General features: G+C 66.5%; 18 protein-coding genes. 7 read left to right on the top strand and 11 right to left on the bottom strand.

Annotated features, from left to right (window positions below; all coding sequences use genetic code 11):
- Positions 1-72: 72 nt before the first annotated feature.
- A complete protein-coding gene (locus OG587_RS04720) occupies positions 73-774 on the bottom strand; it encodes an HAD family hydrolase (protein ID WP_329087209.1) in 702 nt (233 codons plus the stop codon).
- An 866-nt stretch (positions 775-1,640) separates the two neighbouring features.
- Here OG587_RS04720 and OG587_RS04715 point away from each other — a divergent pair.
- Together OG587_RS04715 and OG587_RS04710 are read left to right on the top strand one after the other, a co-directional pair.
- Positions 1,641-2,996, top strand: coding sequence for a ricin-type beta-trefoil lectin domain protein (locus OG587_RS04715; protein ID WP_329087207.1), 1,356 nt, complete (start codon positions 1,641-1,643; stop codon positions 2,994-2,996).
- A 503-nt stretch (positions 2,997-3,499) separates the two neighbouring features.
- The gene (locus OG587_RS04710; protein WP_329087205.1) at positions 3,500-5,149 is read left to right on the top strand and encodes a PAS domain-containing sensor histidine kinase; all 1,650 of its coding nucleotides are present in this window, start codon (positions 3,500-3,502) and stop codon (positions 5,147-5,149) included.
- Positions 5,150-5,309: 160 nt separating this feature from the next.
- Here the strand turns inward: OG587_RS04710 and OG587_RS04705 are convergent, their stop codons facing one another.
- Positions 5,310-6,230 (bottom strand): hypothetical protein, encoded by a 921-nt coding sequence (locus OG587_RS04705; RefSeq protein ID WP_329087203.1) that lies wholly within the window; start codon positions 6,228-6,230, stop codon positions 5,310-5,312.
- Entirely contained in the window at positions 6,227-6,547 is a 321-nt protein-coding gene (locus OG587_RS04700) for a PadR family transcriptional regulator (RefSeq protein WP_329087201.1), read from the bottom strand. Before OG587_RS04700 ends, OG587_RS04705 begins: the two co-directional genes overlap by 4 nt.
- 252 nt (positions 6,548-6,799) lie before the next feature.
- Here OG587_RS04700 and OG587_RS04695 point away from each other — a divergent pair, with 252 nt between their 5' ends.
- Positions 6,800-7,753, top strand: coding sequence for a phosphotransferase family protein (locus OG587_RS04695; protein WP_329087199.1), 954 nt, complete (start codon positions 6,800-6,802; stop codon positions 7,751-7,753).
- A gap of 39 nt (positions 7,754-7,792) precedes the next feature.
- Here OG587_RS04695 and OG587_RS04690 read toward each other — a convergent pair whose 3' ends face one another.
- The gene (locus tag OG587_RS04690) at positions 7,793-7,954 is read right to left on the bottom strand and encodes a hypothetical protein (protein WP_329087197.1); all 162 of its coding nucleotides are present in this window, start codon (positions 7,952-7,954) and stop codon (positions 7,793-7,795) included.
- Positions 7,955-8,147: 193 nt separating this feature from the next.
- On the opposite strand from OG587_RS04690, the gene OG587_RS04685 reads away from it, so the two are divergent.
- Positions 8,148-8,870, top strand: coding sequence for a flavodoxin family protein (locus OG587_RS04685; RefSeq protein WP_329087194.1), 723 nt, complete (start codon positions 8,148-8,150; stop codon positions 8,868-8,870).
- Here the strand turns inward: OG587_RS04685 and OG587_RS04680 are convergent.
- The 7 genes from OG587_RS04680 to OG587_RS04650 all read right to left on the bottom strand — a co-directional run bounded on the left by OG587_RS04680 (position 8,813) and on the right by OG587_RS04650 (position 16,076).
- Positions 8,813-9,349, bottom strand: a complete 537-nt coding sequence (locus tag OG587_RS04680; protein WP_329087192.1) for a hypothetical protein — start codon at positions 9,347-9,349, stop codon at positions 8,813-8,815. The two genes, OG587_RS04685 and OG587_RS04680, sit on opposite strands and share 58 nt — an antisense overlap.
- The gene (locus OG587_RS04675; protein WP_329087190.1) at positions 9,339-9,731 is read right to left on the bottom strand and encodes a carboxymuconolactone decarboxylase family protein; all 393 of its coding nucleotides are present in this window, start codon (positions 9,729-9,731) and stop codon (positions 9,339-9,341) included. The genes OG587_RS04680 and OG587_RS04675 overlap by 11 nt, the downstream gene beginning before the upstream one ends.
- Positions 9,732-9,734: 3 nt before the next feature.
- Positions 9,735-10,943 (bottom strand): MFS transporter, encoded by a 1,209-nt coding sequence (locus tag OG587_RS04670; protein WP_329087188.1) that lies wholly within the window; start codon positions 10,941-10,943, stop codon positions 9,735-9,737.
- 7 nt (positions 10,944-10,950) lie between these two features.
- Positions 10,951-11,463, bottom strand: a complete 513-nt coding sequence (locus OG587_RS04665; protein ID WP_329087186.1) for an aromatic-ring-hydroxylating dioxygenase subunit beta — start codon at positions 11,461-11,463, stop codon at positions 10,951-10,953.
- Positions 11,460-12,779: an aromatic ring-hydroxylating oxygenase subunit alpha gene (locus tag OG587_RS04660; protein ID WP_329087184.1), complete on the bottom strand. Its 1,320-nt coding sequence runs from the start codon at positions 12,777-12,779 to the stop codon at positions 11,460-11,462. The genes OG587_RS04665 and OG587_RS04660 overlap by 4 nt, the downstream gene beginning before the upstream one ends.
- Positions 12,776-13,942, bottom strand: a complete 1,167-nt coding sequence (locus OG587_RS04655) for a glycosyltransferase (RefSeq protein ID WP_329087182.1) — start codon at positions 13,940-13,942, stop codon at positions 12,776-12,778. Before OG587_RS04655 ends, OG587_RS04660 begins: the two co-directional genes overlap by 4 nt.
- A gap of 700 nt (positions 13,943-14,642) precedes the next feature.
- The gene (locus OG587_RS04650) at positions 14,643-16,076 is read right to left on the bottom strand and encodes a M20/M25/M40 family metallo-hydrolase (RefSeq protein WP_329087179.1); all 1,434 of its coding nucleotides are present in this window, start codon (positions 16,074-16,076) and stop codon (positions 14,643-14,645) included.
- Positions 16,077-16,620: 544 nt separating this feature from the next.
- On the opposite strand from OG587_RS04650, the gene OG587_RS04645 reads away from it, so the two are divergent.
- The 3 genes from OG587_RS04645 (at position 16,621) to OG587_RS04635 (ending at position 20,124) form a co-directional block, all read left to right on the top strand.
- On the top strand, positions 16,621-16,743 hold the full coding sequence (locus OG587_RS04645; protein WP_329087176.1) for a hypothetical protein: 123 nt from the start codon (positions 16,621-16,623) through the stop codon (positions 16,741-16,743).
- A 114-nt stretch (positions 16,744-16,857) separates the two neighbouring features.
- Positions 16,858-18,138: a YcaO-like family protein gene (locus OG587_RS04640; protein WP_329087175.1), complete on the top strand. Its 1,281-nt coding sequence runs from the start codon at positions 16,858-16,860 to the stop codon at positions 18,136-18,138.
- Between the two features lie 378 nt (positions 18,139-18,516).
- Positions 18,517-20,124 (top strand): hypothetical protein, encoded by a 1,608-nt coding sequence (locus tag OG587_RS04635; RefSeq protein WP_329087173.1) that lies wholly within the window; start codon positions 18,517-18,519, stop codon positions 20,122-20,124.
- Positions 20,125-20,243: the final 119 nt, after the last annotated feature.

The following is a 20,243-nucleotide window of genomic DNA, read 5'->3' as shown; positions in this document are numbered from 1 at the left end:
CGTTCGGTGGTCCCGTACAGGTGATCTCATACGGGTAGGCCGCTTCTCACGGTGACGTTGGAGGCGGTCACGCTACATGGGGGATGTGATGCCTCCACCGATGGGGACCATGGCGAGGGCGTCGGCCAAGTGGGGCAGGGATGGGACGACGACCGAGCCGTTGATGCCGGCCAGGTGTTTGCGGCTTTCGCGCAGGCCGGCAACGCCGATCGCCTGGGTGCCGATGTCCGCCGCGATCATCATCGTTTGGGCGGAGGCGCCGACCACGGTGCATTCGGCGGGGTTCATGGCCAGTGCCTTTCTCGCCCGGCGTACGAGGGCGGTTCCCATCGGTCTGCCCGAAGGACGGTGGTGCCGATACCCGATGATCGGTCCTGCCAACTGCCGCAGTTCGTGCCGGTCCAGGTAGGACTCGATGGTGGCGGAGTAGTGGCTGCCCACCACGGCAACGTTTCTGCCGCTGGCCTGGCAGGCCAGCAGAACTTGGCGGACCCCGGGTGCGGGAACGGCCGTCATGGCCGCGGACGTCTCGGCCGCGCGCAGGATGTCCTCCGCCTCGTCGCCGTGGGCGGCGCTGACCTCGTGGGTGTAGGCCACCATCCGCAGCGGGTTGGTGGCCATGAGGAAGGCGGCACCGGCTGACAGCGTCGAAGGACTTGGGGGTGGGAGGCGCGCTCGGATGTCGTCGGTGACCGCCGACGTGTCCACACCGGCGAACAGGTCGCAGATGACGCTGTCGAAAACGAACACCATGGCGCGGGTGCGTTCCAACACTCGCGCGACATGGGGACGTACTCGCGTGGCGGGCAAGCGGGAACCTCCTGGCCATGACGTCGCAGCCGTCCTGGTACGGCGCCGTACGAACCGGGTTTTCTTCCTGATGGTGGAAGGTATCAACACGAAGCCAGATGCCTGCCATGCACGTCACGCTTCAGCTGGTCGTTACCGCGGCTGTTTTCTGGAGAGAGCAAGCCACGCGATGATCACGATCGAGGTGACAGCAGCGTCGATCGCTGGATCGAGGCCTCTTCACTGCCGCGTGCAAGATTTGACACGTAGATTCGCATGCAACATGATGCGCGCTCGGGCTGCGCTAATTTGCTGCCGCCGACTCACCAAATGAGTCGTCGTTTAAATCACCGATTTTCGGATCAGCTCCAGGCCCGGCAGTCCCCGACCCGCGTGACCCGGGGTTGGTCGATTCTGGCCGAAAGTATCGGAATTATGCCGAAACTTCTGGGCGGGGCGTAACGCACGTGACGGCGGCATCCCATGATCATAGTTGGGAGCCACCGCCCTCCGCCTGGCGCGATCGACCTATTCACCACGAAAGTTTCATCCTGTGCGCCGGGAGTGGGCACGGACCTTCCCCTGGCCAGCACGCGCAGGGGCACGCCCCGCGGGCCCGGCGTCCGGGGCTGCGAAGCAAGTTGCTTGACATCCGCAATCAGGTCGTATTTGCTCCCTTGCATTACACCCCGTGCAGCGCGCAAGCGGCATATCGATAGTTCCTGATAAATGTTAGCGCTCACATCTCGATTCCGGTTTCGCAGCTCCGGGCATTCGATGCCACTGATGGAGAGGAACGCAGAACATGTCTTTATCGTCGGCCCGGTCCCTGCAGCCAGAGGGAATCGCAAATGTTGAAGCATAGGTCCATCCTCAGGACCGTGGCGCTCGCGGCGGCTGTCGTCCTGGTGACGGGGTACGTGGCGATGAGCAGCGGCAGCAGCACAGGAGCCTCGGCGTCCACCGTCGCCGCGCTCGCGGGAACCGCAGGATGTGGAAAGAACCCGACGCTGAGCAGCGGAACACACACCATTCAGTCCAGCGGAAAGAATCGCAGCTTCATTCTGCGAATTCCCGCGAACTACAACAACAACCCCTATCGTCTGATCTTCGGCATCCACTGGCTGAACGGCACCATGAACGACGTCGACTCCGGTGGAAGCAGCGGGGCCTCCTGGTCCTACTACGGACAGCGGCAGCTGTCGAACAACACCGCGATCTTCATCTCGCCGCAGGGCCTCAACAACGGCTGGGCCAACTCCAACGGCGAGGACGTCACCCTCTTCGACGACATCATGCGGCGGGTAGAAGCGGATCTCTGCGTCGACCCCTCACTGCGTTTCGCCATGGGGTTCAGCTACGGCGGCGGCATGAGCTTCTCCCTCGCGTGCAGCCGCGCGACGGTCTTCCGTGCGGTCGCGGTGTTCGCCGGCGCGCAGCTCAGCGGATGCAGCGGCGGCACCCAGCCCATCGCCTACATGGGACTGCACGGCATCACCGACAGCGTCCTCAACATCTCGCAAGGACGGACGCTGCGGGACAGGTTCGTCCGCAACAACGGCTGTACCACCCAGAACCCGCCTGAACCGGCCTCGGGCAGCCGGACGCACGTCGTCACCGCCTACTCGGGGTGCCAGGCCGGATACCCCGTCGTCTGGGCCGCGTACGACAACGGTCACACGCCCGCCCCGGTGGACGGGACCTACACCGAGAACGGCGCCCAAACCTGGACCAAGGGAGAGGTGTGGAAGTTCATCTCCCAGTTCCAGAGCACCTCCACGCCCACCCCGACGCCCACCCCAACCGTCACCCCGACGGTCACCCCGACCCCCACGACCAGCTTCCGCCTGCGTAACGAGGGCGCCGGGCGCTGTGTCGACTCCCCCAACAGCGCCAACGCCAACGGCACCCAGTTGCAGATCTACGACTGCCACACCAACGCCAACCAGCTCTTCAGCTACGGCTCCGGCAGACTCCAGCTCCTCAGCAAGTGCCTGGACGCCCCCACGAACGCCGGCTCCGGCACCCGCGTGCAACTGTGGGACTGCCACACCAACAGCAACCAGCAGTGGACCTTCAACTCCAACGGCACCGTGACCAGCGGCGCCAACAACCTCTGCCTCAACGTCACCGGCACCGGCAACAGCTCCACCGTGACCGTCGCCACGTGCAACGGCCAGGCCACCCAGAGATGGACCAGGGCATGACCACCTACTAGCCGATGGCAGACGTCGGGTCCAGGCGACTTTGCCTGGACCCGACGCGCTTATGAGCTTCCCCCTGCAGACTGGGCGCGGCCTCCGACCCGTTGGAGGGGCTGGATCACCTCCGGCGTTCCCGTCTCCAGGTCGATGTCTTGCCGGCGGAGCCGGCAACGTTCCGACACGATCTACGCCGACCGCGCCTACGACCACGACACGTACCGTAAGCAGATCCGAGCGCTGGGATCACCCCGATCATCGCCTGCCGCGGCGCTGTACACCTCTGCGAACCCGTCCTCCGCCCCTCGTCGACTGCGCCGCCCTGGCCGAGCAGAAACGAACCACGTGCGCCGTACGGCTCGATGTATTGGGGATGCGCCTCGTAGGTCGAAAACGATCTACGAAGGATCTCCCCCACGCACACAGCAGTCTCTTTCGAGATACATACCCTTAAGTGACTGTTCGACGTTCGGGCGGGTCGGACAGGTGGTAGGTAAGGGGGGACCGCCGTGACAGCCAGTGACGGCCTGGAGTACTGGGCGGGGTATGGGTTCAGCGAGGAACTCGTCAAAGCCTTGTTCCAGGGTCTGCGCGTGGGTCTGTACGTGGTCGACCACATGGGGAAGATCCTCCTGGTCAATCCGTATGCCGAGAGGCTGCTCGATCGTCCCGCACGGCAGTTGATCGGGGTCGACCCTCACGACCTGCTGCACCGAAACGCCGACGGTAGCTCGATCCCCCGCGAGGACTGCCAGATTCTGGCCGCGTTTTCCGAGGGGGTGTACGTCCGCAGCGAGGAGGCGTGGTTCACTCGCGGATCCGGAGGCCTGGTCCCGGTGGGTGTGATGGCGGCCCCGCTTCCATTGGGCGGGGGGAAGCACATGGGCTCGGTGGTCCTGTTCTACGACCTGTCGCGGCACAAGGCCGTGGAGCACGAGCAGGCGGCCGCCCTCGCGGTACTGGAGAAGCTGACCGACCGGTTGTCGCTGATGGCCGAGACCAGTATCGTGCTGGCCTCCACCCTGAAGGTGGATGAGGCGCTGCGGCGGCTGTCTCGTCTGGTGGTGCCCCGGCTGGCCGACTGGGCGATGATCGACCTGCTCGGCCCCAGCGGCGACGGGGTGGACAGGGTGGCGGTCGTGGTCAAGCAGGGCCGGGACGGTGTCGAGTGCAAGCAGTGGGAGGGACCGCTTCCGGCGTTTCCGGAGACCTCCCAGGCGCCGATGGCGCGGGTGCTGCGCGGCGGCCCCGCGGTGCTGTTCGGCCCTGAGGATCTGGCTGAGCGAATTGACCAGGAGGAGGGCAGCGTACAGCGGCGGCCGTACGAGGAGTTGGGTGCCCATTCGGTCATCGTCGCGCCGCTGCGTACGCCGCGCCGGGTGCTGGGGGCGCTCACCCTGGCCCGTTACGAGACCTCCCTGGTATACGACTCAGCCGATCTATCCCTTATCGACGACATTGCCAGCCGGGCCGGGCTCGCTGTGGACAACGCGGACATGTTCGAGGAGCAACGTCGGTTCGCCTCCTCCACCTCTCACGAGCTCAGAACGCCGCTTGCCGGTCTCCGCATCCGGCTTGAGGAGGCGGTGCTCTACCCCGCCGACATCGACCCGCACGAGACCATCAGGAAGGCGCTGGCGGTCACCGATCGGCTGGAGACGATCGTCAACGATCTGTTGGTGTCGGCTCGGCTCCGTGCCGGAGGGCCGGTCGCGTACGAACCGATCGACGTCGGCGCGCTGGTGGTGAAGGAGGTGGCGGCCATGGTGGGGGGCGTGCCGGTCCACGTCGACGCGGGCCGGGATGTGAACGTTCTGGGCAACCGGATCCAGCTGATCCGGGTCATCGACAACCTCCTGGTCAACGCCCGGCGGCACGCGGACAAAAGGGTCGAGGTCACCGTGGGACGAGTGGAGGGCTCGGTTGTCGTCACCGTGTGCGACGACGGTGCTGGAATCGCGCCGCAGGACCGAGAGCACGTCTTCGAGCGCTTCGTCCGCCTGGACGAGGGCCGGCGGAGGGAGCCGGGAGGCAGCGGGCTCGGCCTGGCCATCTCGCGCGACATCGTCCGCGCCCACAGCGGGACCCTCACGATCGAAAACTCGCTGTGTGGTGCCCGGTTCGTCCTCCGGCTTCCGCTGACGGACAGGCGTCCGTAGCCTTCGCGGAACCGTCGCAGCACTCGCCGTCCTTGAGCGCGCAGCAGACGGGGGTCTCCCGGGAGGCGTCCCAGCCATGTTTGCAGCACTGGCATTCGGTACGGGTCCGGGTGATGAACAGCCGGACCCCTTGGGCGTTGAACTTGCTCAGTTCACACCGCTAGGCTCTCGCCCGGGTACGGCGAGCCGCCACCAGCGACGCTGCGACGAGCATGGTGAGCAGCCCCCAGTAGGCGAATCCGCGCCTGCCGTGGTCGGCCAGGTTCTCTCCGAAGTAGACCAGGCCGGGGACAAGGTAGACGGCGGCAGCGAGCGCCCACCGGCCGTCCCTGGCCGCCACTGTGGCGCAGAGCACGACCACCAGGATCGGTATCTCCAGGCTCGCCTGAAACAGCGCCCAGTTGGAAAGATCATGGAAGCTGTACTCAACTAACCGCAGGGGCCAGCAGAACACGGGCACGAGCAGCCACAACGATGATCGCGCGGGCATCGTACGGCCCCACCACCGAACGCCGGTGTCCCCCTCGGACCTCGCACGCATCGTCGTTCCCGGCCGCACGGCGAGCACGGCCAAGCCCGCCACGACCAGCCAATAGGGTACGACCGGCGAGATGTCGCCGTAAGCCGGCCCGAAGAACGGGATCCAGTTCGCGCTGGATCCAAGGATCATGGGTCGGCTGACCTGCATCGCGGCGACCAAGGCCAGGAGCAGCGCCACGCGTGTCCAGCCACGAACGATCGCCAGCGTCAGCATGATCGCCAGTGCAATCCACGCTGGGTAGATGAGGTGGAACAGGACAGGAATCTTCGTGGCGAAGGTGATCGTCATCACAGCGACCACGCCCAGATGCAGCCCATCCGCCCACCAGGGCACACCTACCGGCCTGGCGCTGCGTACGCGAACGGCGAAACCGCCGACGAGGAGGGAGAGCATCTCCCGAGGCGCCGGTCGGCGCGCCTGCGGATCGGCCGCCTCCATCAGCGTGCTGATCAGTTCTTCACCGTGCTGTTCACGGTAGGCCTTGGGATAGGCGCGCAGGAGACGGCGGTAGCGTTGTTCGAGAGAAGCGGAGTGGTTCATGCGCCCATCACCGGGATCTGCCTGGTGACGAGGAAGGCGGCCCGCTGGAGTCGTACCGCCTCCGCGCGGACTGCGGTCACGCCCTCATCGGTGATCCGATAGTAGCGTCGTGGGCGCCCGTTGACGATCTCTTCGCGTTCCACCTTCACCCATCCCGTTTCCGAAAGTCGGTCAAGGGCGCTGTACAGCGTGCCGACGGGCAACCGCACCTCACCGGAGGACTGCTCATGCGCACGTTTGATGATCCCGTAGCCGTGCAGCGGCTCTTGTAGCAACGCGACGAGGATGAAGTAGGTCGCCTCTGTCATCTTGACCATGAGCGGCACTATATATCGGCCGTCGAAGTATGGGTAGCTCGCTACGTTCGACAGCCGTTGACATCGCGAAGGCGCCGGACTCGTGGGGGAGTGTGACCGCCTCGACGTATTCATCGCCCCTGAGGTTCCCCCCTGCAGTCCGGACACACGGCCGGAGCGGCTCTGGGGAGGCTCCGGATGTGGATCATCGGGCCTTGTTCGAGTCCGGTAAAGCTGTCGCGCGTGCCGCCGCTCGGATGATGAGGTAGCACGGTGACCAACCATGATGAGGTGGCGACTGTCCGGCCGTTGACACTGGGTTGGGTGCGCCGGCACCTGGAGGTCGGCGAACGGATCGTCAGAGTTGAGGCGCTGCACGGCGGCATCACTGCCGAAATGCGGAGGCTGACCATCGGCACGCGGGACGGAGGCACCCGTGACCTGGTGCTACGGACTTTCGTCAACGTGGAGCACGCCGAGGACTCGCTGAACAGGGAGACAGGCGCCCTGACCCTGCTCCCGGGGACCGGCGTGCCGGCTCCTGGACTGGTCGCGGTTGATCCGACCGCCGCGCATTGCGAGTATCCGTCGCTCCTCATGACACATCTGGCGGGCCGGACGGTCCTCGACGACGAGGGATTGGAAACGCGCGTCCCTCTGCTGGCCCGTCAACTCGTGGCGATCCACGCGTTGCGACCCGCCGAGCGGCCCCGGGCGTATGTGGCGTTGACGACCGCCGACACCGTCGTGACGCCGAAGGGCGCAGACGCGGCGGCATGGGCCGCGGCGATCGACGTGATCCGCAGGCCCGCGCCGCCCTATGAAGGGCGATTCCTGCACCGGGACTTCCAACCCGGCAACGTGCTGTTCGACGTGCCGCCCCCACAGCCGGCAAATGCCCGGATCACCGGCGTCGTCGACTGGGCGGCTACCTCCTGGGGCCCGGCGGACCTCGATGTGGCGCACTGCTCCACCAATCTCGCGCTGCTGCACGGCCCTGCGTGGGGTCTGCGGTTCGCTGAGGCGTATCAGGAAGCCGGCGGGCTGCTGGCCGCAGCCGCGAGCGAGCGGCTGTACTGGCAGGTCCGGGACGGGCTGGCGTGCTCAGAAGAAGTGCGGTCGGTGGCGCGGCCATGGCGGGAGGCAGGGAGGACAGAGCTGACGACGCGAGCCGTGGAGGAGCGGCTGGATGCCTATGTCACCGCCCTGATGGACGCGCTGGGCTGAGCCAAGGCGGTCCTGGGCGCAAGGCCCCGGCCTCATCGTTCACCGCTCGACCAAGCGGGGGCGGTGCGCGACGGTGACGACGCCCATGTCCGCGACCTGCTGCGGGCGTTGGCGCAGTATGTATGCGGACGTGGACTCGCTGTTCGCCCTGCGCGACGCGCGCCTGGTCACGGCCAGTTCGGTCTCGAAGTGAGGCGTCACAGCCCGACGGCGGTGAGGGCGCCTGCTCGTGGGTTTTTCGATATGAGGTGTCCGTCCTGCGGGGGGAAGCTCAATACCCGTTTCGGTGGTGCCCAATTGTGGGTAGGTTGCGGCTGCCTCAGTGTGCTGCCACGGGGGCTTCGTCAGGTGGCCGGTCCTGGGTGGCGCTGAGCGGACAGGGGAGACCCTTCGGATGAAGATTGTTGCGTTGTCCTGCACGCAGAAGCGTCTCCCGTCGCTGACCGACGCGCTGCTCGAGGCGGCGATCACCGGCGTCGTCCGGGAGGTCGGTGACGCGGAGATCCAGCGGATTCGGTTGATCGACCATCGCATCGCGATGTGCGAAGGCGAGGACACCTGCCTTGATCCCGAGGTGGGCCGGTGCACGCTCGACGACGACTTCGAGCATGTCGTCGATCTGGCCGAGGGTGCGCAGGCGATGCTGCTCGCCATGCCGGTGTACGCGGGGAACGTACCCGCGGTGCTGAAGATCTTCCAGGAACGCTTGAAGAGCTTCATGAACGCCGGGCAACGCCCGTTCGGCGACCTGCTGGTGGGGACGATCGTGCACTCGCGCACGATGCTGACCGAGCCCGCACTGGGATCGTTGTTCCCGTGGTACCTGCGTCTACGGAACAAGAACGTGGCGTCGGCGTGCTTCACCCAGAACGATCATCAGGACCTGACCCGCACCGCGGCGCTCGACCTGTGTGTGGCCGTGGGGCGGCAACTCGGCATGACGCTCGACGGCAGCCGGTCGCCGGCCAACGACCGCAACGACCGCAACGACCGCAACGACCGCACCGCACTGCCGTTGGTTCAATCACCGGCCAACGACCGTACGGCACTGCCGTTGGTTCAATCACCGGCTCGTCCGCGGTGCGGTGACCCGGCCGCGTCCTCTCCTGGAGCGTGAGGAGATTCCGCGCGCCAGGTGCACCCGTCACCCGCCTGTTCGCACGACACGGTGACGTCCGGTTCCACGTAGCGGGCGGCGATGGCGGTGTTGAGTTCCTGGCAGTACGGGCACGGTGACGAGAACGTCAGTACGACGCCGGCGCGGGCGGCCCGTTTGCGGTACCGGAGGATCCCACAGTCGGCGTTGCGCAGGACGGTGCCCGAGGGCTGGGGCTCACTGGTCACCGCCGAGTCGTACAGCAACAGCTGACACTGCAGCCGGTTCATGAAGTGATCGGTGGCGGATACCCCGGCGGGCCGTTGCGCTCGCAGTAGCTCCGCGGTGATGCGGGAGTTTGCCTGGATCCACGCGGCCAGGCCTTCTTCGCCGTGCTCTCCCAGGATGAACTCCTCCGCGGCCGCCTGGGCCTCGAAGAACCGCTGGCGCCACAGGTCGACCTTCTCGGCCGGGTCGAGGGGAGACGGTTCACCGGTCATGGTCCGCGTCCCTCCCGGTGGCGCCGTCCAGCTCGGCGAAGACCTCCTGGGCGACGCGCAGCCCGTTGTTGGCGACCGGCCAGCCACCGTAGTAGGCGAGCTGAATGATGACTTCGACGATCTTCTCTCGCGACATCCCGAGGTGCAGGGCGGCACCGATGTGGCCGCGCAACTCCCAGTCGGTCCGCGCCAGCGTGACCGCGGTCAGCGCGACGAGTTCGCGCTCCTCGACGCTCAGGTGCGGGCGGGTCCAGATCTCACCGAACAGGTGGTCGACGGTGATCTGCAGGAACTCCGGGTAGGAACCCGGGCGCGGTTCGCGGCCGAAGACCTGCTGGAACATGGCCTCACCCCGCTCGTGTCGGTCAGACGGCTGATTCATCGATCAACTCCTTCGTGTTGGCCGAACAGTTGTCAACGTCCACGACGCCAGGAAGGCGACGACCAGCAGCGCGGCGCCGCTGCCGAAGGCGGCCGGAACACTCACCCGCTCGGCGATGAGCCCAACGACGACCGGTCCGACCACGGCGCCGACATCGGTGCACATCGAGAAGACGGCGACGCCACTGCCGGCCCGGCCGGCGACGACGTCACCGATCAGCGCGGCCGGTGCGGCGCTGAGCAGCGCTGATCCCGCCGCGTACACACTGAGCAGGACGACGAGCCAGGCGTACCCGTCCACGAACACCAAGGCTGTGATCGCCGCCGCGGCCACACCGGTGCCGACGATCATGGCGGGCCGGCGGCCGGCCCGATCGACAACCCGGCCGGCCGGCATGATCAGCAGCGCCTGAACGACGGCGGATATCGTGAACGCCCACCCGACCCACGTCACGTCATGTCGCCACGCCACAACCACCGTGGGGACCAGTGCGCCGCGCAGCCCGAACAGGACCCATCCCTGCGCCAACGCCGCGAGGCAGGCCACCAGGTAGCGTCGATCCCGCAGCAGGACCGGTAGCCGGACCACATCACGGCCAGGCTCCGCGCCGGCGGTTCGGCCGGTGCGGAGCACCGCCAGTGTCAGTACCGCGGCGGCCAGCAACAGCACGGCGTACGCCACGAACGGCGCGGACAGGGAGATGAGAGCGAGGAGCCCGCCCGGTGCCGGTCCGCAGATCCCACCGAGCAGGAAGCCCGCTTCGAACACGGCACCGGCCCGGCCCCGCTGGTCGGCCGGCGCGATCGCCAGGAGTGTCGCCAGTGCGGACACCGAGAACAGCACCGAGCCGACGCCGCCGAGGCCGCGGAACACGAGCAGCTGCCCGTAGGACCCGGCGAACGCCGTCAGGGCCGAGGAGACCGCACATAGCAGCAGGCCGGCGACCAGGACTCGCCGCTCCCCGAAACGAACTCCGAGCCGGCCGCAGAACGGACTGGTGGCCAGCCGCATCAACGCGAACAGGGCGACGAGCGCTCCGACCTGGGTGGGCCCGGCCCCGAACGCCGCCGCGTACACCGGGAGCACCGGGAGCACCAGTCCCAGGCCCAGCATGACGCAGCCACCAACGACACTGAGGACGTAGACCTCGCGAGGGAGACTCGGCTGGGCGGCGGCAACGGGTGGGGCGCTGCCAGGGCCGGCCGCCGTCACTGTCCGATCACAGGATGATGCTGAGCTTTCCGTGCTCGTACAACGTCTCGTGGTCGAGCACCACGACCCGTTTCCGGACCCGGAACGACTCGCCCTCGACGACGAGCTCGAACCGGCATTTTCCGACGTAGGCGTCAGAGCGCCCGTGCCCGAACCGGTACACGACGACATTCGCCGCCACGTCGAGGTGCGTGCCCCGATCGGTCAGGATCTCCACGTTGCTGATCATCCGATTCGTCCGCGACCGAGGGTTCTCGCACCACACCTCACCGTTGAGGAGTTGTTCGATCCGCTGGCGTAGCCGGGCGGCATCGTCGTCGATGAGCCCGAGCGCGTCGGCCGTCTCGCCGCGGACGTCGGTGGCCGGCACCGAGTAGCGGATGTCGTCGGTCAGCATCTCGTCGTACCACTCGAGCAGGCGCCACTCGTCGAGCAGCCGTGCCTCACGGAAGAGGAACTGGCTCACCCGGTGCCACAACCGCACCTGGGCCGCTTCGTCGACCGTCAGCTCGGTGGTCATCGTGGTTCCGCCCCTTGCGTCTCAGCCCGGTGAGCGACCTCGAGGTGACCGTCGTCGTCGTGCATCAGCCGGTCCCACTGCCGCCAGAACTCGCGGGCGGGAAGCTCGTCGGTCGTCTCCGGGACCTCCTTGTTCATACCGCGTGACAGATCCGAGTAGCGGACCGTGCGGTTGAGATAACCCCGCTGGCACGACTCGACGATCTCGATGTCGTCGGGAGTGGCGAAGCCGGCGGGGCCGAGGAACGTCAGGTAGTGACTCTTGCGGAGTTCCCGGATGTCCGGATCCTCATCCTTGGGGGCCAGGGCGACCGAGGTGATGGCCATCTGGCCGGCGCCGACCGGGTCGATCTTGCGGATCGTGATCGCGATCGCGTCGATGATCATCAGGTTGGGGAAGATCAGCACCGCACGATTGGTGCCGGTGATCCGTTCGGCGCGTTCGGCGCCGAACCGGTCGACGAACCGTGCGGCCGTCGCCTCGATCCGCGGCCGGACCTCGGCGCCGAACATCGGCGTCCAGTAGGCGAGCGGGCGGGCTGCCGCCGGTGGCAGCTCGTTGGCTCCATGCCCCAGTCCGAGGGCGCAGCCGAAGCCGCCTCGTCGTCGTGGTGGCACCGACCCCAGCGACTCCATGTAGCCGACGTAACGCTTGTGCAGGGCCCGGAAGTGGTAGATGTCGACGCTGTTCTCCATCATGAGCTTCCAGTTGGCCCGAGCCCCGTGGAGTTGCGCACCTTGGATCACCTCCATCCCGACCTCGGACTGGTCGTCGATCAGATCGAGGTACTCCGTCGCACCCGCCAGGTACTCGGTCAAGGTGCGCGGCTGCTCCGGATCGAAGGTGGCGAACACGAAACCGCGGTAACTGTCACTATGGTGCCGCGCCAGGCCGAAGTCCGCCTTCCGAAAGCCCGGCCCGTACCCGTCCGGGATCGGGACCCCGACCAGGTCGCCCTGGTTGGAGAACGTCCAGTCGTGATACGGGCACCGGAACGATCTGGCCTGCCCGGCCGGCTGCGAGCAGATCAGAGCCCCGCGGTGAGTGCAGCTGTTCGCGAACACCCGGATCACCCCGTCGGACCCGCGCGCCATGAACACCGGGCGCCCGCCGACGTCGCGTGCCACGTAGGAGCCCGGCCCGGGCACCTCCGATTCGTGACCGACGTACAACCAGCAGCGATCGAAGATCCTGGTCATCTCCCGTGCGGCCAGGTCGTCGTCGGTGTAGGCGCGGCGATCCACCCGGAACGAGAGGCGCTCAAGATCATCGATCACGATCGGGTCGCCCACCGGCCGCTGCAGTTCGATCGTCACCGCTCCCCCTTTCGCTGTAGCGTCTCGACCGTGCTGATGACCAGCTCGGCCGTGCGCACGGCGGAGTCGCCGCACTCCGGCTGCGCGGCGCGCAGCCGGGCCCGGTAGTCCCGGGCGGGGTCGAGCAGATCGGTGACAGCGTCAGCGACCGCCTGCTCGGTGACGCCGGTCGGCTCCAACGCCGTCCCGAAGCCCGCGCTACCCACGAAGTACGCCTGGACAGGCTGATCCACAGCCAGCGGGATCACCAGCATCGGTGTCGCGGCCCGGATCGACTCCGCCACGGAGTTGTATCCGCCATGGGTGATGAACACGTCGGCGCGCTCGAGCACCTCACGTTGCGGCAGATACGGGGCGGTGAGCACTTCGTCGGGCAGCGCGAGCTCCTCGGCGAGATCTCCTACCGCGGCGATCACCTGTGCACCGGTCGCCGCCGCCCCGGTGATCACCGTGCGCAGCAGGTCCGGCCGCCGGTAGAAGATCGTGCCGAAGGAGACGTACACCACCGGGCGGTCGGGGTCGATCCGATCCAGGCCCGAGAAGGCGACCTCGTCGCCGCGGGTCCCCGCCGCACCCGGCAACCCGACCAGTTGCACACCGTCGTCGGTGACCGCGTCGTCCCCGACGAGAGCGGGAATCGTCGGCATCAAATTGAGAATCGGCGAACGCGCCGAATGAGTCCGGGTCGACCACAGCACCCCGTGCCCGGTCAGATAGTCGCCGACCTGCTCGTCGTACGGCCAGCGACCTCGTCGATGCTCGCTCGGGCATACTCCACCCAGGTTGGCCCAGATCATCCCGTACGGCACGCCGGACGCCTGTGCGCCGACCATGGCCGACGCCGTGACCGGCAGCGAATCGACGAGCACGAAGTCCGGCGCCGTCGCACGGAGCGCGTCAGCTGTCTGGTCTGCCACCGGCGACGACTGGAGCATCGGGCCGATCTTCGCCGGGTCGCCGCTCCACGGCGCCATCTCGACCTGCCCGATCACGTCGACCTGCGCCTTGCCCAGGGCTTCGCGACGCTGCTCGTCGAGCGCGCCACCGTCCGCGGACAACAGCAGCAGCGCGACCTCACTGCCGGCGTTTTGGAGCGCATTGACCACCGGGATATACGGGTTCAGGTGACCATGCTGAGTCGTGGTGAGGAGGGCGACGCGCATCAGATCTCCGATCCATCGAAAGAAGACGACCAGGCCGACTCAAGATCTGGCTCTGGATGCACCACAGCAGCCACGACCGCGACACCCCCCTGCCTTCGGAAACGAGTCGAGACGGCGACGCACGAACGGCGGAACTCCGCCCCCGGACAGGCGAGAACGCCCGGCAGGCGAAAGGGACCGTCGACGTCCAGGTACTGCTAAGGGGCTCTACGCATTTCCCACCCTCGCTGAGGGGACACATCGATCGACGCTATTCGGAACAACCTCGAAAACAACCGGGTTCACCACCTGCCCCAGGCAGTTTCGCAAAGCCTGCCGGGATGTGCAATCGATCTCAACGCCTCGCAACTGTCACCTACCACCACTATGTTGGACGCAACTTCGTCAAGGACGGCTATGGGAGTCTTACGCGACAGATGAGCGTCCCGCGACAGAGTCAGTGCCCGCTCAGTAGGCGATACCGAGGTCACCCAATTTCCTGTCCGCGAAACATTTGCGAAATAATCAAGAACGGTTCAAGCGCGGTCTCAGCCATAGCCGCAGATCGACAGACCTGAGCGGCGCTGATCGCAACCGCTCTCCCAACGGGGGTGTCTTTTCGAGTCCTATGGCAGAGCCGTGACGATCGCTGACCTCGGTAGCCGCCGTTGACTGCTGGGGCGATCGATGCCAGGCCCCTCCTTCGCCTGCCCTCGCCGGGTCAGGAAGGCACGGGGAAGCCGGCGGGGCTGCGGTGCCCAGCTCTGTCGACGGCCCGTACACCGAAGAAGACATTGTCCTTGGACAGGTCGATGCGCACTTCGGCGACGTCGCCGACCGGGATGACGTGGGTCCAGTCGGGGCCGGTGGTCTCGCGCCAGACGATTTCGTAGCCGGCGAGGTCGGGTTCGGTGCCGCGGGTCCAGACGAGGTCGGTGTCGTTGGTGAGCTGGTTGGTGCGGACCTTGACGTCCTTGGGCGTGCCGGGGGCCTGGGCGAGTGACCAGAGGGTTGCGGCGTTGACGCGGGCGACGCGAGCGATGTAGGCGAAGTCGCAGAACTCGGGGAGGTCGCCGAACTGTTTGCCGTTCTCGACGCGTACGTCCTGGTGCTGGTGGTCGAAGTTCTCGTTGGGTTCGGTGAAGCGGGCGGCGGGATAGCCCTGTTCGAGGAAGCCGATGTGGTCTCCGCCGCGCAGGTAACGGTCACGGCGGTAGATGATCCGGACGTTCATGCCGGTGGCATCGTTGTCGGCGACGTTCGTGACGAAACGGGCGAGCTGGCGGGCGGGCGAGTCGTTCTCGCCGCCGACCGAGCGGCGGGTGTTCGCCTGAGCGGGGGTCTCGGCAGTGGGCACGCCCTCGGCGAAGAGCCGGACGGTGCGGGGATCGCGGGTGCCGTCGTCGGCGGTGCTGCTGCCGACGATGTCGTTGGTGAACATCGCCTGCACATCGGCGGACGCGGCCTTGTACTGCCCGGCCATGTACCTCGCGCCGTACAGGTTTTGCTCCTCCCCCGCGACGGCCGCGAAGACGATGGTGGCCTTGGGCCGGCGGGTGGCCATGACGCGGGCGAGTTCCATGGCGACGGCCACGCCGGAGGCGTCGTCGTTGGCGCCCGGCGCGTCCGCTGTGGCGTTCATGACGTCGGTGACCCGTGAGTCGTAGTGGCCTGACACCACGTATATCCGGTCAGGGGTGACGGAGCCGCGCAGGGTGGCGACGACGTTGGTGATGAGGGTGGCGGTGGGGATCCGGGAGGCGGGCTGCTGGATGTAGGACTGCAGCTCGACGGCCATCTGCCCGCCGGACGCCGCGGCGTACTTCTTCATCTCGGCGAAGATCCAGTCGCGGGCGGCGCCGATACCGCGGTTCGGATCGTCCTGGGCAGAGAGGGTGTGCCTGGTGCCGAAGCTCACGAGCTTGCGGATGGTGGCCTCGATGCGTCGCTCGTCGATGTCTCGTAGCAGAGCGCGCAGTTCGGCGTCGGGGTGTTGCTTGGTGACGGGCCGACCGGGACCGGCTGGACGAGCCGAGCCCGCCGCCGCCGGGCCTCCGTCGAGGGTCACTCCTGCGGTTACCGCCGCGGCCGCGGAGACGGAGAGGAAGGTACGACGGCTGGCTTTACTGGGGAGTTGAGAATCTTTGTCATCCACATAGTGGGTTTATCCGGACATAGAAGGTTTGTCCATGCCCAATATGCCGCGCTTCCGGCGCCCCTGGGTACCGCATCGAGGGGAGGCGTTGGCGGGCAGCCCCGGTTCGGCACTCGCTCTCCTGTCGTAGGTGATCGCCTCCGCCTACGATGAAAGATCAGCATGCGAGCCGCTGCCGTCGACCGGTCACGCCGAACGGCGTGCAGTGGCTTGTACGGCAACACCGCCCATCACAAACGATCATGATGCTGGTGGCCGTTCTCGTGCCCGCAGGCATCTCCGCGATCACCACAGCCTCAAGATCCCGATCTATGGCTGCCGTAACTGATCAAGGAGTGCCGAAGAGCCGGCTGACGACCACGAAGCCGCAAGTCAGTCCCTACGGCGAATAACGAAACCCTTCAGGCAGGGATGTGGAGGCGTGTATCGATCATCTCCAAACGGAGGATTCTAGAATCTTTTGCAATGTATGCACCGCTTATGGTGTTCGCTGGACCTGTTCCTGGGCATTTCGAGCACACTTGCATGAGGGGAGGTGAGCCTCATGGGTCACGGTGTGGACTATATGAAATCCGAGTCGCTGGACAGAAGCGGTCAGGAACTGACCGAAGCCGAACGGGAGCAGCTGGAAGAACTGCTTCGCGCGGCGAAGGCCGGCAGTAAGTAGTAGATGCGGAAACCGAACACTGGGCATGGGACGGCATCTCCCGTGCCCACTGTCTTTTGCCGGCATGAATCGGCGACAAGAGGAAACAGGGAAATGGAGTCGAAAGCAGAGCGTATGTGTGGTCCGCCATTCGAGGTGGAGCGCGCGGTACCACTGCTGGAGGCCATGAAGCGGGTGATGGTCGCGCTGGCGGAACTGGGCCTGGAGCCGGAGCTCACCGATTTGGGGCAGGACGGCGATCCGACCGCCTGGTCGTGCCGGATGCTCACCGACGACGGAGCCATGCCGCCGATGGCCCGGGGGATGGGCAAGGGCCGGCGCGAGGAAGCGCGCGTGGGAGCGCTTTATGAGGCGCTCGAGCACTACCTCACCGGCCCGGCCTTGTTCGACCCCACAGCCGTGGAGCTGGCTGAGTCCGCTCAGATCGCGGTCGGGCCGCTGCGGAATGAGGCCTGCAGCGTACTGCTGGCCCAGACACCCGCCCAGCATCTGGCCTGCCACCGCTATCACCCCGTGGGAGGAGGACGGGAAGCGCTGGTGCCGCTGTTCTTGTCGGCCCCCTGGTATGTCGAGACCCATGCCGGTCAGCTGCGCGAGCAGATCGCGGACACCTACGGCTACGGCCATCTGATGCGCTACAGCTGCAACAGCGGCTCGGCCGTCGGCGTCACCGCGGACGAAGCGCTGCTGCACGCCCTCAACGAGACCATCGAACGCGACGCCTTGTCCCTACTTCTGGTGCGGGCCTTCCTGTGCACAGCCGACTTCCGGCCCACCGTGATCGATCCGGCCACTCTCCCCGGCGAGCTGGCGCACGCCTACTCGGCGGCCGAGCAGCTCACCGGCTCCCCGGTGTATCTGCTGGATATCATCAGCGACCTCGGGGTGCCCACCATGCTCGCCTACACCGCCCCCACCCTCCACCACCCACACCGGCGCGGCGTCGGCACCTCACTCAGCCCCGGCTACGCCGCCTGGCGCGCTCTCACCGAACTCCTCCAGACCACCTTGGGGGAAACCCTGTCGTGGTCCGACGCCCCACTCCGCGGTGAACTCGCGGGGCTCACCGCCTATCCCGCCCTGCACGCGTGCGGGCGGTTCGACCTCACCGACCACCTGCGCGGCGCCCTCACAATCCCCTTCACCTCGACCGGTAGGGCGCCCGATCACCCCCATGCGCAGCTGCACAAGCTGATCGCCATCCTGGCCGCACACGGCTACACGCCCTACCATCGCACGGTGGCCACACTTCCAGGCGCGATCACCGCCGTACACGCGATCGTGCCTGGCTTGGAACGTTTCATGCTGATCACGGACGGCAACCTCGTCCTGCCCGGCCCCCGTGGACAGGCCACTGTTCGAGGCCACGGAGGCTGGACTGCTCCTCAACGGTGACCACCCGAGGTCTACCGTCCGGCCAAGGACAGCTGGGGCGACCATGGCTGAAGATCGTCTGGGTGATGCTGGGGGCGGCCTTTGTCTGGCGGGCAGCAGATTTGCGAAGGATTGGGAACGGGCGGAGCTAAATCCCCTAGCTGATGAATCGCCACGGCATGCACGGTGGCAGTAGGGAAGACAACCAGGCCAGCCGCCGGCAACAAGGTGGACCAGGCCCCCTCGGTGTCGTGTACAGCTCTGCTGACTGCGACAAGGTGTGCCTCACCCCCCACGTGAGTGGAGGGGAAGGGAGGGCAGATGAGAGAACCCGTCCCCGTATCTCAGATCACTCCCGACGATGGGGTGCACCAACTACTTAAGTTCTACGATCGGGCGATGCTGCAGGCAACCTCGTTGCCGTTGATCGAGTGGCTGCCCTGTCGTCCTTCCCGGTGGCGGCTCCTCCGACCGTTTTCCCGGTTGCCACGGCTGACCTTGGGCACGCGGACGCTGATTATCTGGCATATTGACCGATCTCTCTCTGCGCTTGGGCGTCGTTACACGGCCCGAGAGGCTCTCGGCACGCCCTCGGCCAAGCCGACAGAAGACCGCGACACATGCATGCGATACCGCGAGTCCCTGCCGCTCGGACGATACAAGTGGATGATGATCGGCTTCGCAGTGCCGGCGCTGTTCCTCACCGCGCTGCTCATCGAGGAGGCCAGTCACTGGACGTCGGATGGGAGGAGGCTCAAGGAGCTCCTAGCGATGATGCTCGTGTTCTTTGCCACCGGTTCGCGGTCGGCCGATATGGAGAAGGTCGTCACCAAGGCCTTCGAGCTGGGGATCACCGGCCTGCTGACATCGCTGGCGATCGTGTTGATCGGCGGCTACGTGCTGACCCGGCCGTTCGTTCCGGCCTTTCGGCTCAAGCGTCAGATCCTCAACCTCTCTGATCGGGACGATCGCGACGTTCGTGAGTCAGCGAGTAGCTGGCACGTCACCAAGTCGGTCGGGGCCTACCAGCAGGAGCGGAAGGTCTTCGCCGATCTCGGCTACCGGCCACCCCGGGAGTTCCCACTCGATCTTGTGGTCCTGATCTTCCCAGTCGTCTGCCTGACAGTAGCGGCGGTAGCTCTGGCATCGAGTGCGTCTGCCCCGATGACCATTCGGCCGTGGTGGGCCCTGTGGCTTGCAGGTTTGGCCGTTCTACGTACGGTGTGGCTGTGGTCGGTTTGGCGTGGCCGCCAAGACCAGGACCGGACGCCACCTGTGGTCGGCATCGCAAAAGGCACTGGCCGCTATGTGGAGTCCCGGCCCTTCACCGAAGCCGCGGCACTGCCGCTTCTGCTCCTTGCGACCCCCTGGCTGTATCCACTGCTGGGGGCGATCCCCTTCCATCGCTTCACCCTGACCGCAGACCGATTACGTGCAGCGGCAGCCACACACAACGGACGCCCCCCACGTGGCGGTCGGCCCCTGCTGGCAGCTGCGGCTTTCACCATCGCCACACTGATCTATATTCCGGTCCGTTTCGTGTGGGAGCCGCCCAGGCATCTCGAGGTAGCAGCTGGGGCTTTGGCCGTCGCCGTACCGATCGTTATTCTGGTCCTCCACCTGTGGCGGTTGGCCGGGCTTCTCAATGTCGGCGAGTCAGCGCGCCGTCGGTACCGGAGGTGTGCTGCCGTGGCCTGCCCCCTCCTGCTGGTCCTGCTGGTCCTGCTGGTCTTGAAGAAGATGAATATATGGGAGCTGGCACCACAGAAAGTAGCGCCGGCTGCTCTTGCGTCCCTCGCCGCCGGCATTGTTGCGCTGTATGTGCTGCTCATAGGAGCGATCCAACGGTGCCAAAACCGTCTCGTGGCAGAAGAAGGCCTGACCGTACCGGTCTCGAACGGTATCTGTGAGGGCAGCACTGCTCTCGATCGGGCATTGACATCTTCATACGAAGCTCTCGCACGCTCAGGCCCGGTCGATCATCTGGCCCCGCCTCGCCATCAGTGAGTCGGCGTCAAGTGTCGGGCCAGTCGCCACGGCCCGTGCAGGTGCTCATCAAGTACCGTCCGGGCGATGCGATCGACGCGGTGGCCAACAATGCGGGTTCTTGTGGGGCGAAGTCCGGG

Source organism: Streptosporangium sp. NBC_01469 (assembly GCF_036227305.1).
In the GTDB taxonomy this organism is placed as follows: Bacteria; Actinomycetota; Actinomycetes; order Streptosporangiales; family Streptosporangiaceae; genus Streptosporangium.
Note: the sequence above shows the minus strand (reverse complement) of the source record. Positions and strands in the feature narration are given on the sequence as shown.

What these genes read in the sequence shown, in the direction of transcription:
- OG587_RS04675 (WP_329087190.1), bottom strand. Translation starts at nt 9,731, where the DNA reads ATGAATCAGCCGTCTGACCGACACGAGCGGGGTGAGGCCATGTTCCAG.
- OG587_RS04715 (WP_329087207.1), top strand. Translation starts at nt 1,641, where the DNA reads ATGTTGAAGCATAGGTCCATCCTCAGGACCGTGGCGCTCGCGGCGGCT.
- OG587_RS04705 (WP_329087203.1), bottom strand. Translation starts at nt 6,230, where the DNA reads ATGAACCACTCCGCTTCTCTCGAACAACGCTACCGCCGTCTCCTGCGC.
- OG587_RS04665 (WP_329087186.1), bottom strand. Translation starts at nt 11,463, where the DNA reads ATGACCACCGAGCTGACGGTCGACGAAGCGGCCCAGGTGCGGTTGTGG.
- OG587_RS04640 (WP_329087175.1), top strand. Translation starts at nt 16,858, where the DNA reads ATGTGTGGTCCGCCATTCGAGGTGGAGCGCGCGGTACCACTGCTGGAG.
- OG587_RS04680 (WP_329087192.1), bottom strand. Translation starts at nt 9,349, where the DNA reads ATGACCGGTGAACCGTCTCCCCTCGACCCGGCCGAGAAGGTCGACCTG.
- OG587_RS04655 (WP_329087182.1), bottom strand. Translation starts at nt 13,942, where the DNA reads ATGCGCGTCGCCCTCCTCACCACGACTCAGCATGGTCACCTGAACCCG.
- OG587_RS04700 (WP_329087201.1), bottom strand. Translation starts at nt 6,547, where the DNA reads ATGGTCAAGATGACAGAGGCGACCTACTTCATCCTCGTCGCGTTGCTA.
- OG587_RS04645 (WP_329087176.1), top strand. Translation starts at nt 16,621, where the DNA reads ATGGGTCACGGTGTGGACTATATGAAATCCGAGTCGCTGGACAGAAGC.
- OG587_RS04685 (WP_329087194.1), top strand. Translation starts at nt 8,148, where the DNA reads ATGAAGATTGTTGCGTTGTCCTGCACGCAGAAGCGTCTCCCGTCGCTG.
- OG587_RS04635 (WP_329087173.1), top strand. Translation starts at nt 18,517, where the DNA reads ATGCTGCAGGCAACCTCGTTGCCGTTGATCGAGTGGCTGCCCTGTCGT.